The organism is Pseudomonas cavernicola (genome assembly GCF_003596405.1).
GTDB lineage: Bacteria > Pseudomonadota > Gammaproteobacteria > Pseudomonadales > Pseudomonadaceae > Aquipseudomonas > Aquipseudomonas cavernicola.
Genome location: NZ_QYUR01000008.1, coordinates 206,430 through 218,045, shown reverse-complemented (window position 1 = coordinate 218,045; position 11,616 = coordinate 206,430). Strand labels below are relative to the sequence as shown.

Genomic DNA, 11,616 nt, shown 5'->3' with positions numbered 1-11,616 from the left:
CCCCATCGTGGCGCGGTCACTCGGGCAACCCCGCCAGCCGCAGTCCATCCGCGAGCCGCGCGAGATCCTCAGGCCGTTGGATTGGCAGCCAGTCCTTCAGGTTGGAGATGCGCAAAGATGGATCCAGATCGTATAGGTGCTGCATCGACTGCCTCGCTTTGTCCATTCGTCCGGTGAGCGCATGACTGGCCGCCACCAGCGCAACCGGAGGCAGAAAACTGGGCAGGTTCCCCAACGCCTTTTCCGCCCAGTCCGCAGCGCAATCAAAGCGCCCGGCGAAGAAGTGCGCGAGCGCCATCCCCACCTGCATCCTGAACATTTCCGGATCCAGCGGACTCAAGCGCATGGCATGGGTCAAGTTTTCGATCGCGGCGTCTGTTTCACCGCGCAGGGCGCGCAGGATGCCGCCCAGGTACCAGGCCGGGGCGAGGTTAGGGTTAAGCAGGCGTGCCCTGTCGAGCAGCGCTATGCCGCCATCGATATCGCCAGCAAGATGGCCCAATGCATGTCCACCGCGGGTCAGCGCCACCGCATCATCGCGGCCGAGCGCCACCGCCAGACGCGCAAGCCGAGCGCCTTCGGCGATCTCTCGCGTTCGGTCGCTCATCCAACCATTCAACTTGCGCCAGAAGTGGCACCAGGCGGCCATGCCATAGGCCGAAGCAAACTCCGGATCGAGCTCGATGGCCTTGTAGAACAACGACAGCGCCTCGTCGATGGCTTCGTGAGTGCCGTTGTGTAGTTTCGCCGTGCCGCGCAGGTAGTAGTCGTAGGCGTCGAGGCTTTCCGTAGGTTTGCGCTTGGCGCGCTCGATTTCCGCCCGTTCGAGCTGCGGGGCGATGGCGCCGACGACGCTTTCGGCGATCTGATCCTGCAGCTCGAAGATGTCGTCGAGCATTCCTTCGAAGCGCTCCGCCCAGATGTGCGTGCCGGTCGTCGCGTCGATGAGCTGCCCGGTGATGCGGACCTTGTTGCCGGACTTGCGCACGCTACCTTCCAGCACGTAGCGCACGCCGAGCTCCTGGCCGACTTCCTTAACGTCCACCGCCCGGCCCTTGTAGGTGAAGCTGGAATTGCGGGCGATGACGAACAGCCAGCGGATACGCGACAGGGCGGCGATGATGTCCTCCACCACGCCGTCGGCGAAATATTCCTGCTCCGGATCGCCGCTCAGGTTCTGGAAGGGCAAGACAGTAATGGAGGGCTTGTCCGGAACGACGAGCGCGGATGGAGGCGTTTGCTTCGGCTCAACGGGCGTGCGTTCGCCGATGCCTGGCCAGTCGGGCTGTTGCGCTTCACCGATCTCGACGGCCTTGATCTCGCCGACGAAGCGGTAACCCTTGCGAGCGACCGTCCGAACAAGGCGCTGCTCCTCGCCGGTGTCGCCGATGGCCTTGCGCACCGCATTGATGTGGCTGGTGATGGTCGATTCCGAGACGATCCGGCCGCTCCACACCGCCTTGAGCAAATCGTCCTTGCTGACGACGTGATCGCGGTTGGTGACCAGCTGCAGCAACAGATCGAAGACCTGCGGCCCGACGTTCACGACTTGCCCGCGCAAGGTCAGTTCCCGGCGCTCCTGGTCGAGCACGTAGTCTTCAAACACGAATTGCAAGGTCAGTATCCCCTGGCCGAGCGCCCTAGGCTCCGTGTCTGAGGCGACTGGCGATCAGTATCTGATAGCGATGATACGGCAGCGCGTAACGGGCTGCACCGTCCGCGGCAAGGGATGCCAGTCGAACAACGTCCTTGGACGAAAAACCAAGCTTGCCCGAAGGAAAACCCAAGGCCGGCACAAGGACTTCCCTCACGCGCGCAGGCACTCTCGATCTACATCGACGGCAATGGTTGCCGTCGACAAGCGGAGAGAACCCATGAAGATCGTCGTCATCGGAGGCACCGGCCTCATCGGATCGAAACTTGTGAAGAACCTGCGCGAGCGCGGCCACGACGCGTTCGCAGCCGCCCCCAGCACAGGCGTGAACAGCATCACCCGCGAGGGCCTGGCCCAAGCGATGGATGGTGCTCATGTTGTCGTCGACGTGGCGAACGCGCCGTCGTGGGAAGACCAGGCCGTCCTCGAGTTCTTCGAAACCTCGAGTCGTAACCTGCTGGCGGCCGAAGCCGCCGCTGGCGTTCGCCATCACGTTGCCCTGTCGATCGTCGGCAGCGAACGGCTGCCCGACAACGGCTATTTCCGGGCGAAGGTCGCGCAGGAAAACCTCATCAAGGCGTCCGGCATGCCTTACACCATCCTGCGTGCCACGCAGTTCTTCGAGTTTGTCGGCGGCATTGCCCAGTCGGCCACAGTCGGCGAGGAGATTCACCTATCGCCGGCGCTGATCCAGCCGATAGCGTCCGACGATGTGGCGGCGGCGCTCACCGATGTCACGCTGGCAGCGCCGGTCAATGGCACGGTCGAAGTCGCCGGCCCCGAGGCCATGCCGCTGGATGAACTGGTCAGGCGCTTCCTGCGGGCAACCCGCGACACGCGCAAGGTCGTGCCGGACGTGCACGCGCGCTACTTCGGCGACGTTCTCGACGATCAATCGCTGACCCCCGGCAAGAATTCGCGCCTGGGCGCGATCCACTTCGAGGACTGGCTCGCCCAGTCGACGGCCCAGGCGGGGCGCTGAGGCGCTTCACCACACCAACACTCAAAGGAGCACTGCAATGTTTACTCGAATTCTTTTGGCCGCTGCCTTCGCAGCGCTGTCGATCGCCACAGCTTCGGCCGGCGACCCGATTCCAGGCAAGGTGAAGGTCGTATTCGATCACCCCCTGCCGAACGTGCCCGGCAAGAGCATGAAAGGCGTGCTGGTCGAGTACGCGCCGGGCGCCTCGTCGCCGTCCCACACGCATCCGAAGTCGGCCTTCATCTATGCAACGGTCCTTGAGGGCGCGGTGCGCAGCAGCGTCAACGGCTCGCCAGAAAAGGTCTACAAGGCCGGCGAAAACTTCTTCGAAGAGCCTGGCTCCTTTCACGCGGTAAGTGCGAACGCCAGTGACACGGAGCCTGCACGCCTGCTGGCCGTGTTCGTCCTTGACAGCAAGGAAAAGGAACTCGTCACGCCCGCCAATAAATAACCGATCAACGCGCTGATCGACGCTCGACAGCCCCAGGATGCTTCCGCCTGGGGCTGTCGGGGTCATTGGCCTTTCACAGGACATGAGAAATGAACTCGCTCGAGGACAAGGCCGTCATTGCCACCGACGCAAGCGCCGAGACCGGTGTCGTAGTGGCGCGGCCGAACAAGAGAAAGATGATCGGCTTGCTGCTGTGCGCAGGTGCCGTGGCGGTCGTGGCTGCCGGATGGGCCATGGCGCTTTCGAGCGGCACGACCTCGACCGACAATGCTTATGTCCGCGGCGACGTCACCTCGCTCGCCGCCAAGGTGGCCGGCTATGTCACTGCGGTAGAGGTCGAGGACAACCAAACCGTCCGGGCGGGTGACGTACTGTTCCGGATCGACGATCGGGACTATCGCGCACGGCTTGCGCAAGCCGAGGCCAATATCAAGGCTGCCCAGGCTCGCCTGACCCATGTCGATGCCGAGACCCAGCTTCAGCGTGCCCTGATTCGACAGGCCCAGGCCCAGAGACGTTCGGCCGCGGCCGAGATGAATCTGGCGACCAAGACCCACGATCGCAGCCGCAAACTTATTGTCAGCAACGCGGTCAGCCAAGCCCTGGTCGATGAAACCGGCACGGCACGATCGAGAGCCGAGGCGACGGTATCGGCAGCATCGGCAACGGTGGAGGCGCAACAGCAACACATCGCCGTCCTTGTGGCCGAGCGAGAAGCTGCCGTGGCTGCGGTGACGCAGGCGCAGGCCGCGCGTGATCTTGCCCGGATCGATCTCGACAGCACCGTGGTACGCGCGCCTGTTGATGGCGTTATCGGTAACCGCCAGGTCCGCATCGGCCGCTTCGTTACGCCGGGCGTTTCCTTGCTCGATATCGTGCCGGTCAATGATGTGTGGGTCGTGGCGAATTTCAAGGAAACCCAGCTCGAACATATCCGCCCCGGTCAGCGCGTGCGCATCACGGTCGACGGCTACCCCAACGGGGCACTTGAAGGCGTGGTCGACAGCTTTGCACCGGGTAGCGGGTCGGCGTTCAGCTTGCTCCCCACAGACAACGCGACCGGGAACTTTGTGCGTGTCGTGCAGCGCGTTCCGGTAAAGATCCGGCTTGCCCACAACCCGTTGCCGGGCCGCATCGTGCCTGGCCTGTCCGCGCGTGTCGAGATTGCAGAAGGGAGCGGCTCATGACAACGGCTGCCACCGCCACGCCGAGCAACGCCAGCGTTACGACCAGTGTCCTGCTCATTGCGGGCATCGTGCTTGCCACGCTGACGGAAGCGATCGCCAGCACCGTTCTGTCGCTCGGACGCGGCGACATCATCGGCGACACCTATGCAACGCCTGATGAGTTTGCCTGGTTGGATATCGGCTACACCGCGCTCAAGCTGATCGGGTTCATGACCGCCCCTTGGCTGATGAACCGTTTCTATCCGCGGAATGTGATCATCGGCTCAACCCTGGTCATGGGCCTGGCGTGCGGCATTGCCGCCATCACCGCTCGGTTGGACCTGCTGGTTGCGCTTCGAATTATTCAGGGCTTCGCCGGCGGCACCCTGCTGGTCGGGGGCCAGGCGATCATATTTCGCGCCTATCCGCGATCCCATCAGCCAATCCTTCAAGCCCTGTTTGCCATGGGCTCCGTCGTCGCGCCCGCGACGATCGCTCCGGCCCTTCAAGGGTGGTTGATCGATAGCCAATCCTGGACATGGATCTTCTTCAGCGTTGTTCCGCTTGCCTTGGCGGCTACCGGACTTCTGCTGATCGCAGACGGCCCAATGCCCGCTAAGATCCGGCACCGCCCGTTTGATTGGATCGGCTTCGCGCTGATCTGTGCCACCCTTTTTTGTTTCACCTACGTCTTCAGCCAGGGCAGCCGATGGGACTGGTTCGAGGAGCCTCGCATCCTGTGGCTGACCGTGATCGGCGCAGCCGCTCTGCTGGCATTTCTCGGCCAACAAGTGTTGGCCAAAGGCCAAGGTCTGCTCGACTTCACCCTGTTCAAATCGGGCGATTTTACCTTCGCCTTTATCGTCAGTTTCGTCGCCGGCGCCGCATTGTTCGGGAGCGCGTTCCTGATTCCGGCGTTCGCCCTGTCCGTCCTCGCGTTTACACCCACCGATGCCGGCCAGCTCCTGTTGCCGAGTGGCGCGTTTTTTATCGGCGCGCTCCTCATTGCTGCCTATCTCATGCAGGTCCGTCGCATTCCGCCGGTCGCCACAGTGCCCTTTGGCATCCTGATGATCATGGCTGCGATGTGGATGCTGTCCGGTTCGACCAGCGAAAGCGGCACGGGCGACATGACGGCAGCGATCCTGTTGCGCGGCCTGGGCCTTGGCTTTCTGTTCCTGTCGATCACGCTGATCGCCTTCAGCAACCTCAACAGCCGAAACCTCGCCTCCGGAATCGGCCTCTTCAATACGGGGCGCCAGCTGGGTGGTCTCATGGGGGTCGCAGCACTCCAGACTCTGATCGACCATGATCTCGCCGCCAATGTTGTGGTCCTCGGCACTAGCGTCACCGGAGGGCGCGGCGCGGTCATCGAACGGCTGACGAGCACGACAGCCCTGCTGACGGTGAAAGGAATGGACCCAGTGGCCGCCAGCCAAGCAGCGACTAGCCTTCTAGACCGGGTAGTGACAGGTCAGTCCACCGTGATTGCCTTCGACACAGCGTTCATCGCAGTTGCCCTGCTTTTTGTAATCGCGGCCCCCGTGCTGGTCGGCATCAAGATCGGACTCTCGCGGTACGCGAAAGTGCGGGCTGCGCGAACGGTAGCGTGAGACAACCTACGCCAACCAGCGCTATATCGGATTCTCCCTCTAGTGCTCCCACCGGCCTCTGTCCCATGAGGTTATCGCCATGTCCATCAATGCCGTGAGTACCCTGGAGATCAGCATCCGGCCGGGAACGGAGGCAATGTCTGGCGCAGTTCGCCACGCGCCTTCGGGAACTACCGGGTTGGCAGGCCTATGGGGTCACTCGGAGCATGTGCCAGCCGCGGCTATGGGTGTTCAGCGGCTACTGGAGCAGCCTGGAAGAGATGGTCCGCCACTTTTCAACGGTGGAACTGGACGAGCTGGTGCGTTCCCTGGGGGCCGGCGTCGCGAGTATTCGCTTCGGTAGCTTCGCAGGGAAAAGCTGAGGGGACTCCAGTCATGAACTTCGATGAGCGGCTGTTCCGCACCATTGACCTGAATACGCTCGTGACCTTCATGGTCGTCTATCGAGAATTGGGCGTATCTCGCGCGGCGCGCAAGCTGAATGTAACCCAGCCGGCGGTGAGTAACGTGTTGAGCAAACTGCGCAGACGATTTGGCGATCCACTTTTTTGTACCCGGTGGCGGAAAGATTCACCCTACACTCGTGGCCACTCAGATCGTGGAATGCCTGGAACCAGCGTTGTTAATGGTGCAGGGAGTGATCGCTTCGCGGACGATGCAGGATGAAAGATCGGGTTAGGTCGTGCCTCAGGCGCTCAGCGGCACACCCTGGCGGTGATGACGGGTGGCTCGTTGCGGGAAGCTCGCTTGATCCACTCGGCGGGCGGACAACCCACCACATTGGCGAAAACCCTGGAGAAAGACGCCTGGGAGCTGTATCCGACCGATGAAGCGATCACCTTGATCTGCACGCCGTCACGCAAAAGGTCCTGGGCGACCTTCATCCGCCAGTGGGTGACGTAACCCATCGGGGAGCTGCCCATGATTTCGGTGAAGTAAGCCGAAAACCTGGACCTGGACATGTTCGCCAGGCGCGCCAGCCCATCGACAGTCCAGGGCGCCTCTGGCGCTTCATGGATTCGGCTGAGCACCGTCGCCAGACGTCCATCCTGCAGCGCGAACAGCAAACCGCTGGAGATCCTCCCGTCACCCACCGCACGCCTGACCAGCAGCACGAATAGGTACTCGAACAGCAGGTTCAAGGCCTTCGAGCGACCCGCGGCCTGCCCATGAAACTCGGACACCAGCGACCCGATCGCCGGCGCCAGGTGTTCCAGCGTGTCCAGCGGGAACACCAGCGTTTCCTGCAGCCCTAGGTGGAACGGCCCTGGGGAGTTCCGGCCGAACTGAAACGAGGCGCAGATCAGTTCCGCCGGCTGCTCCGAGCTGGACCGCAACTGGTAACGGCAACTGCTCGGACAGAACAGCAGCGCCGGCTCGTTGATCGAGATATTCGGCACTCCGGGCTGAACCATATCGATGCCACCCCGCTGAATGACATGGATGAACGCCATGCCTGGCGGTTTATCCAGCACCAGTGTCCCGTCTACCGGGCCAGAGAAGAACAATCTGCCTTGCAGGTTGGTTCGGTCGAAGAATTCTGAAAGGACATCCATAAAAGGGACAATCCGCAAAAGATTCAGTACGTCCTGGCAAAAGCCCGGCTCGACGTTGAAATAGGATTCAACGGTCGCCGATGGTAACCGCGAGCCTTCCAACCCGCCACGGCGAGAGCGAATTGTCCTATTGCCGACCGGAGTCCCCGTCATGAGCCACGAGCCACGTCCCATCGCCCCTCAATACACCGACCCCGCAGAGCCCGCCCTGCCCGATCCAGGCATGCAGCTCGACCTGGCCAAGGCCGCGCTGGTGGTCATCGATCCGCAAATCGACTTCCTCAGCCCTGAAGGTGTGAGCTGGAGTGTATTCGGCAAGAGCATCATCGAACACGATACGGTCAAGCACATCGGCCAGCTCTTCGCCGCTGCCAAGGATGCGGGAATCACCGTTGCCGTGTCCCCTCATTACTACTACCCCTGTGACCACGAGTGGAAATTCGGCGGCCCGCTGGAAATGGTCATGCACAGCATCTGCATGTTCGATCGCAAGGGCCCGCTGACCCTCGAAGGGTTCGAGAACTCAGGCGCCGATTTCATGCCCGAGTACAAGCCATACATCCTCGACGGCAAGACCATCATCGCCTCGCCGCATAAAGTCTACGGCCCGGAAACCAACGATCTGGCGCTGCAACTGCGCAAGCACGGTGTATCGCAGATCATCCTCGCCGGTATGGCGGCGAACCTGTGCGTGGAATCACACCTGCGCGAGTTTCTGGAACAGGGCTTCGAAGTAGCCGTGGTGCGTGACGCGACCGCGGGACCGACTGCGCCCGAAGGCGATGGATATCTGGCGGCGCTGATCAACTACCGCTTCATCGCCAACGCGCTGTGGACCACGGCGGAAACCCTCGAGCGCCTCAAAGGCAACTAAAAGTCGATGCAGCAGGGCGCAACCCCATTCGAGAGAGCCAGCGAACATGCGCAAGATCTCTTACCGCTATCGCCAGCACACAGCGGCTGTCATCCAATCGGCAATTACCTGCGCCGTAGCCACGGCCATTGCCAGCCCGATGCACCTGCCGATCGCCCCGCTGCTGTCGTACTGGGTCGATAGCTGGTTGCTGTCCTGGCTCACCATGGTACCCGTCGTACTTCTGGCCACGCCCTGGATCAGGCGTATGACATCCATTTTCGTGCAGGACGATCTGCCATGAAACGACCTGCACGCTTCCCTACTCTGCAGCCGAATACCCCTCGGTTGACTGATCCGCTCGGCGTTCCGCACTTCAGCTCAGCGTGTAGCCGTTGTCCACCACCAGATCCTGGCCGCAGTCACCGCCCTTTTCCTCTCCCAGGCCGCCTTGGGGGAAAGCGAGGCCAAGCGGGCCGATACCAGTAAGCGCGTCGAAGCCCTCTACCTGGCCTGGCTGATCAACCATGACGGCTGATTCGCAAACCCAATCACACACTTCACCCACCCCTAAAATGGAGCTTCACCATGAGCATCGAAAACATCCTCTACCGCGCCTCTGCCGAAGCCACCGGCGGCCGTGACGGCCGCGCCGTCTCCTCCGACGGCGTGCTCGACGTCAGCCTCAGCACCCCGCGCGAACTCGGCGGTGCCGGCGGTTCGGGCACCAACCCCGAGCAGCTGTTCGCCGCCGGCTACTCGGCCTGCTTCCTCGGCGCCCTGAAGTTCGTCGCCGCCCGCGACAAGCACAAGCTGTCGGCGGACACTTGGATCGAAGGCATCGTCGGTATCGGCGCCATTCCCAACGGGTTCGGCATCGAGGTGGAGCTGAAGATCAGCATCCCGGACATGGACTGCGAGGAAGCGCGCGCCCTGGTGGAGAAGGCGCACATCGTCTGCCCATACTCCAACGCCACGCGCGGCAACATCGACGTCACCCTGACCCTGGCCTGATCGCCGGCCTCAGCCTTCACAAGGAGAACCCCATGAATATCGTCAAAGCCTTGTTCGCCGGCGTTCTGGCCCTCGCCGTCAGCAGCGCCTTCGCCGCCGGCAGCCCCGGCGTCGAACGCAACACCCAGACCTTCCTCGAAACCCTGGCCGCCGGCGGCGGCCAGCCGCTAGAAACCCTCGCACCGAAGGACGCCCGCGCCGTACTGGTGAGCGCCCAGGCCTCGGTCGAGGTGGATCGCTCCGGGATCGACGTCGAGGACAGGAGCATACGCGTCGACGGTCAGGAGATCCGCCTGAAGGTGGTGCGCCCGGCCGCTGCCAAGGGCCGACTGCCGGTGTTCATGTACTTCCACGGCGGCGGCTGGGTGCTCGGCGACTACCCGACCCACGCGCGACTGATCCGCGACCTGGTGGTCGGCTCCGGCGCGACGGCGGTCTACGTCGACTACACGCCGTCGCCCGAGGCGCACTACCCGACCGCGATCAACCAGGCCTACGCCGCCACCCGCTGGGTGGCCGAGCACGGCGATGAGATAGGCGTCGACGGCAAGCGTCTGGCGGTGGCCGGCAACAGCGCGGGCGGCAACATGGCCGCAGTGGTCAGCCTGATGGCCAAGGACAAGGGAAGCCCGGCGCTGAAGTTCCAGTTGCTGCTCTGGCCGGTGACCGACGCCAGCTTCGAGAACGGCTCCTACCAGCAGTTCGCTGACGGTCACTTCCTGACCCGCAACATGATGAAGTGGTTCTGGGACAGCTACGCCAGCGACACCGCCGAGCGCGCCCAGGTCTATGCCTCGCCGCTGCGCGCCAGCGCCGAGCAGCTCAAGGGACTGCCGCCGGCCTTAGTACAGACTGCCGAGTTCGACGTGCTGCGTGACGAAGGCGAAGCCTACGCGCGCAAGCTGGACGCCGCCGGGGTGGACGTCACCGCCACTCGCTACAACGGCATGATCCACGACTTCGGTCTGCTCAACGTGGTCAGCGGCCTCCCGGCGACCCGTTCGGCCTTGGAACAGGCGGCCGGAGCGCTGAAGAATCATCTGAACTGACACGTCGCGCGTAGCCTCGACGCAGCCGGGTGGGTCCCTTCCCGCCTGGCTGTTCCGTTGATCGGTGACTGAAAATCAGGGATTGGCTAAAGAATAAAGTCTGTCGCACGCTCAGACGCTCGCCTACCGCTGAAGGCCGCCAATGTGGTGCATGAAGAGTGTGCTCATCGAACCGTCCTCGTTGGAGAAGACGGAGCGGCCGGTCTCCAGGTCCACAACGCTCTGGTGCAGGTGCATTGCCCGCCAGGCTCACCGGTCATGGGTTTGGCCATGAAGGTGGCGGTGACGTTGTGCCGAAGTGCCGCCTCACGCATCGTGCGTTTGAAGATGAAAATCTGGTCAGCGAGGTGGAGCGGGTTACCGTGACGGAAGTTGATCTCCATCTGGGCGGTGCCTTCCTCGTGAATCAGGGTGTCCAGATCCAGTCCCTGTGCCTCACACCAGGCGTACATGTCCTCGAACAGCGGGTCGAACTCGTTGGCCGCCTCGATGGAGTACGACTGGCGGCCAACCTCCTGCCTGCCGGAACGACGGACAGGAGGTTGCAGTGGATAGTCCGGGTCATCGCTGCGCTTGGTCAGGTAGAACTCCATCTCCGGCGCGATGATCGGCGACCATCCCTTCGCCTGATAGAGATCCAGCACCCTCTTCAGGACATTGCGTGGCGACAGGTCGACCGGATGGCCCTGCTTGTCGAAGGCGTCGTGGATAACTTGGGCGGTAGGCTCATTTGCCCATGGGACGATGAACACGACGCTGTCATCAGGCACGCAGTAGAAGTCGATATCTGCGGTGTCTAGCAGGTCGTAATAGATGTCATCGTCGACGTAGTCCCCAGTAATGGTCTGCAGCAGCACGCTCTCTGGGAGACGCATGCCCTTCTCGCTGAGGAACTTGTCGGTGGGGGCTATTTTGCCTCTGGCGATACCACTCATATCGGGTATCAGGCATTCAACCTCGGTGATCTTTGCTTCTTTCAGCCAGCGGCTGAGCTTCTCCAAATCGCGGTTCATAACCTATCTACGGGTAGCTGAGACCCGAGAATCCTGCGCCACCACCCTCGACGTTTTCTATCCAGATTGCGTTATGGGTATTGCACCAGTTGAGGGCGGAAAGTCGGAGAAAGCTTCCTCAAAAGACCTCTATCGCCGGCAAAGACTGGATACGGTTGGACTGTAAAGTGGTCATCAGATGTCCGCTATTGGCCGAGGCTGTGTAAAAACAATTTCGAGCAGGTGCTGTGATCAGAATCGGAGCAAAAATCGCGCTCCTACGCAA

Annotated in this window: 12 protein-coding genes and 1 pseudogene; 9 read left to right on the top strand and 4 right to left on the bottom strand. The window is 62.3% G+C overall.

What is annotated here, in order from left to right:
• Nucleotides 1–16: 16 nt before the first annotated feature.
• Nucleotides 17–1,615: a winged helix-turn-helix domain-containing tetratricopeptide repeat protein gene (locus tag D3879_RS22960; protein ID WP_119956538.1), complete on the bottom strand. Its 1,599-nt coding sequence runs from the start codon at nucleotides 1,613–1,615 to the stop codon at nucleotides 17–19.
• A 259-nt stretch (nucleotides 1,616–1,874) separates the two neighbouring features.
• Here D3879_RS22960 and D3879_RS22955 point away from each other — a divergent pair, with 259 nt between their 5' ends.
• From D3879_RS22955 to D3879_RS22935, 5 genes are all read left to right on the top strand, one after another.
• On the top strand, nucleotides 1,875–2,636 hold the full coding sequence (locus D3879_RS22955) for an SDR family oxidoreductase (protein WP_119956537.1): 762 nt from the start codon (nucleotides 1,875–1,877) through the stop codon (nucleotides 2,634–2,636).
• A 37-nt stretch (nucleotides 2,637–2,673) separates the two neighbouring features.
• Nucleotides 2,674–3,087: a cupin domain-containing protein gene (locus D3879_RS22950; RefSeq protein ID WP_119956536.1), complete on the top strand. Its 414-nt coding sequence runs from the start codon at nucleotides 2,674–2,676 to the stop codon at nucleotides 3,085–3,087.
• A gap of 89 nt (nucleotides 3,088–3,176) precedes the next feature.
• Nucleotides 3,177–4,274 (top strand): HlyD family secretion protein, encoded by a 1,098-nt coding sequence (locus D3879_RS22945; protein ID WP_119956535.1) that lies wholly within the window; start codon nucleotides 3,177–3,179, stop codon nucleotides 4,272–4,274.
• Nucleotides 4,271–5,866: a DHA2 family efflux MFS transporter permease subunit gene (locus tag D3879_RS22940; RefSeq protein ID WP_119956534.1), complete on the top strand. Its 1,596-nt coding sequence runs from the start codon at nucleotides 4,271–4,273 to the stop codon at nucleotides 5,864–5,866. The genes D3879_RS22945 and D3879_RS22940 overlap by 4 nt, the downstream gene beginning before the upstream one ends.
• 375 nt (nucleotides 5,867–6,241) lie before the next feature.
• Nucleotides 6,242–6,532: a helix-turn-helix domain-containing protein gene (locus D3879_RS22935; protein ID WP_119956533.1), complete on the top strand. Its 291-nt coding sequence runs from the start codon at nucleotides 6,242–6,244 to the stop codon at nucleotides 6,530–6,532.
• 29 nt (nucleotides 6,533–6,561) lie between these two features.
• On the opposite strand, the gene D3879_RS22930 is transcribed toward D3879_RS22935, so the two are convergent.
• The gene (locus D3879_RS22930) at nucleotides 6,562–7,422 is read right to left on the bottom strand and encodes an AraC family transcriptional regulator (protein ID WP_119956532.1); all 861 of its coding nucleotides are present in this window, start codon (nucleotides 7,420–7,422) and stop codon (nucleotides 6,562–6,564) included.
• A gap of 151 nt (nucleotides 7,423–7,573) precedes the next feature.
• Here D3879_RS22930 and D3879_RS22925 point away from each other — a divergent pair, with 151 nt between their 5' ends.
• The gene (locus D3879_RS22925) at nucleotides 7,574–8,296 is read left to right on the top strand and encodes a cysteine hydrolase family protein (RefSeq protein ID WP_119956531.1); all 723 of its coding nucleotides are present in this window, start codon (nucleotides 7,574–7,576) and stop codon (nucleotides 8,294–8,296) included.
• A 46-nt stretch (nucleotides 8,297–8,342) separates the two neighbouring features.
• Nucleotides 8,343–8,579 carry a DUF2798 domain-containing protein gene (locus D3879_RS22920; RefSeq protein ID WP_119956530.1) on the top strand — a complete coding sequence of 79 codons (237 nt, stop codon included), beginning with the start codon at nucleotides 8,343–8,345 and terminating at the stop codon, nucleotides 8,577–8,579.
• 72 nt (nucleotides 8,580–8,651) lie between these two features.
• On the opposite strand, the gene D3879_RS26615 is transcribed toward D3879_RS22920, so the two are convergent.
• Nucleotides 8,652–8,804, bottom strand: a complete 153-nt coding sequence (locus tag D3879_RS26615; protein WP_158592113.1) for a hypothetical protein — start codon at nucleotides 8,802–8,804, stop codon at nucleotides 8,652–8,654.
• Between the two features lie 59 nt (nucleotides 8,805–8,863).
• Between D3879_RS26615 and D3879_RS22915 the strand changes: the two genes are divergently transcribed.
• Both D3879_RS22915 and D3879_RS22910 read left to right on the top strand, forming a co-directional pair.
• Entirely contained in the window at nucleotides 8,864–9,289 is a 426-nt protein-coding gene (locus tag D3879_RS22915; RefSeq protein WP_119956529.1) for an organic hydroperoxide resistance protein, read from the top strand.
• 32 nt (nucleotides 9,290–9,321) lie between these two features.
• The gene (locus tag D3879_RS22910; protein ID WP_119956528.1) at nucleotides 9,322–10,338 is read left to right on the top strand and encodes an alpha/beta hydrolase; all 1,017 of its coding nucleotides are present in this window, start codon (nucleotides 9,322–9,324) and stop codon (nucleotides 10,336–10,338) included.
• 126 nt (nucleotides 10,339–10,464) lie between these two features.
• Here D3879_RS22910 and D3879_RS22905 read toward each other — a convergent pair.
• Nucleotides 10,465–11,351 (bottom strand): annotated as a pseudogene (locus D3879_RS22905) (glutamine synthetase family protein); the annotation flags it as partial.
• Between the last annotated feature and the right edge of the window lie 265 nt (nucleotides 11,352–11,616).

Excerpts from the sequence above, each read along its gene's own strand:
- D3879_RS26615 (WP_158592113.1), bottom strand. The coding sequence starts at position 8,804 with ATGGTTGATCAGCCAGGCCAGGTAGAGGGCTTCGACGCGCTTACTGGT.
- D3879_RS22925 (WP_119956531.1), top strand. The coding sequence starts at position 7,574 with ATGAGCCACGAGCCACGTCCCATCGCCCCTCAATACACCGACCCCGCA.
- D3879_RS22955 (WP_119956537.1), top strand. The coding sequence starts at position 1,875 with ATGAAGATCGTCGTCATCGGAGGCACCGGCCTCATCGGATCGAAACTT.
- D3879_RS22910 (WP_119956528.1), top strand. The coding sequence starts at position 9,322 with ATGAATATCGTCAAAGCCTTGTTCGCCGGCGTTCTGGCCCTCGCCGTC.
- D3879_RS22915 (WP_119956529.1), top strand. The coding sequence starts at position 8,864 with ATGAGCATCGAAAACATCCTCTACCGCGCCTCTGCCGAAGCCACCGGC.
- D3879_RS22935 (WP_119956533.1), top strand. The coding sequence starts at position 6,242 with ATGAACTTCGATGAGCGGCTGTTCCGCACCATTGACCTGAATACGCTC.
- D3879_RS22945 (WP_119956535.1), top strand. The coding sequence starts at position 3,177 with ATGAACTCGCTCGAGGACAAGGCCGTCATTGCCACCGACGCAAGCGCC.
- D3879_RS22940 (WP_119956534.1), top strand. The coding sequence starts at position 4,271 with ATGACAACGGCTGCCACCGCCACGCCGAGCAACGCCAGCGTTACGACC.
- D3879_RS22920 (WP_119956530.1), top strand. The coding sequence starts at position 8,343 with ATGCGCAAGATCTCTTACCGCTATCGCCAGCACACAGCGGCTGTCATC.
- D3879_RS22930 (WP_119956532.1), bottom strand. The coding sequence starts at position 7,422 with ATGGATGTCCTTTCAGAATTCTTCGACCGAACCAACCTGCAAGGCAGA.
- D3879_RS22950 (WP_119956536.1), top strand. The coding sequence starts at position 2,674 with ATGTTTACTCGAATTCTTTTGGCCGCTGCCTTCGCAGCGCTGTCGATC.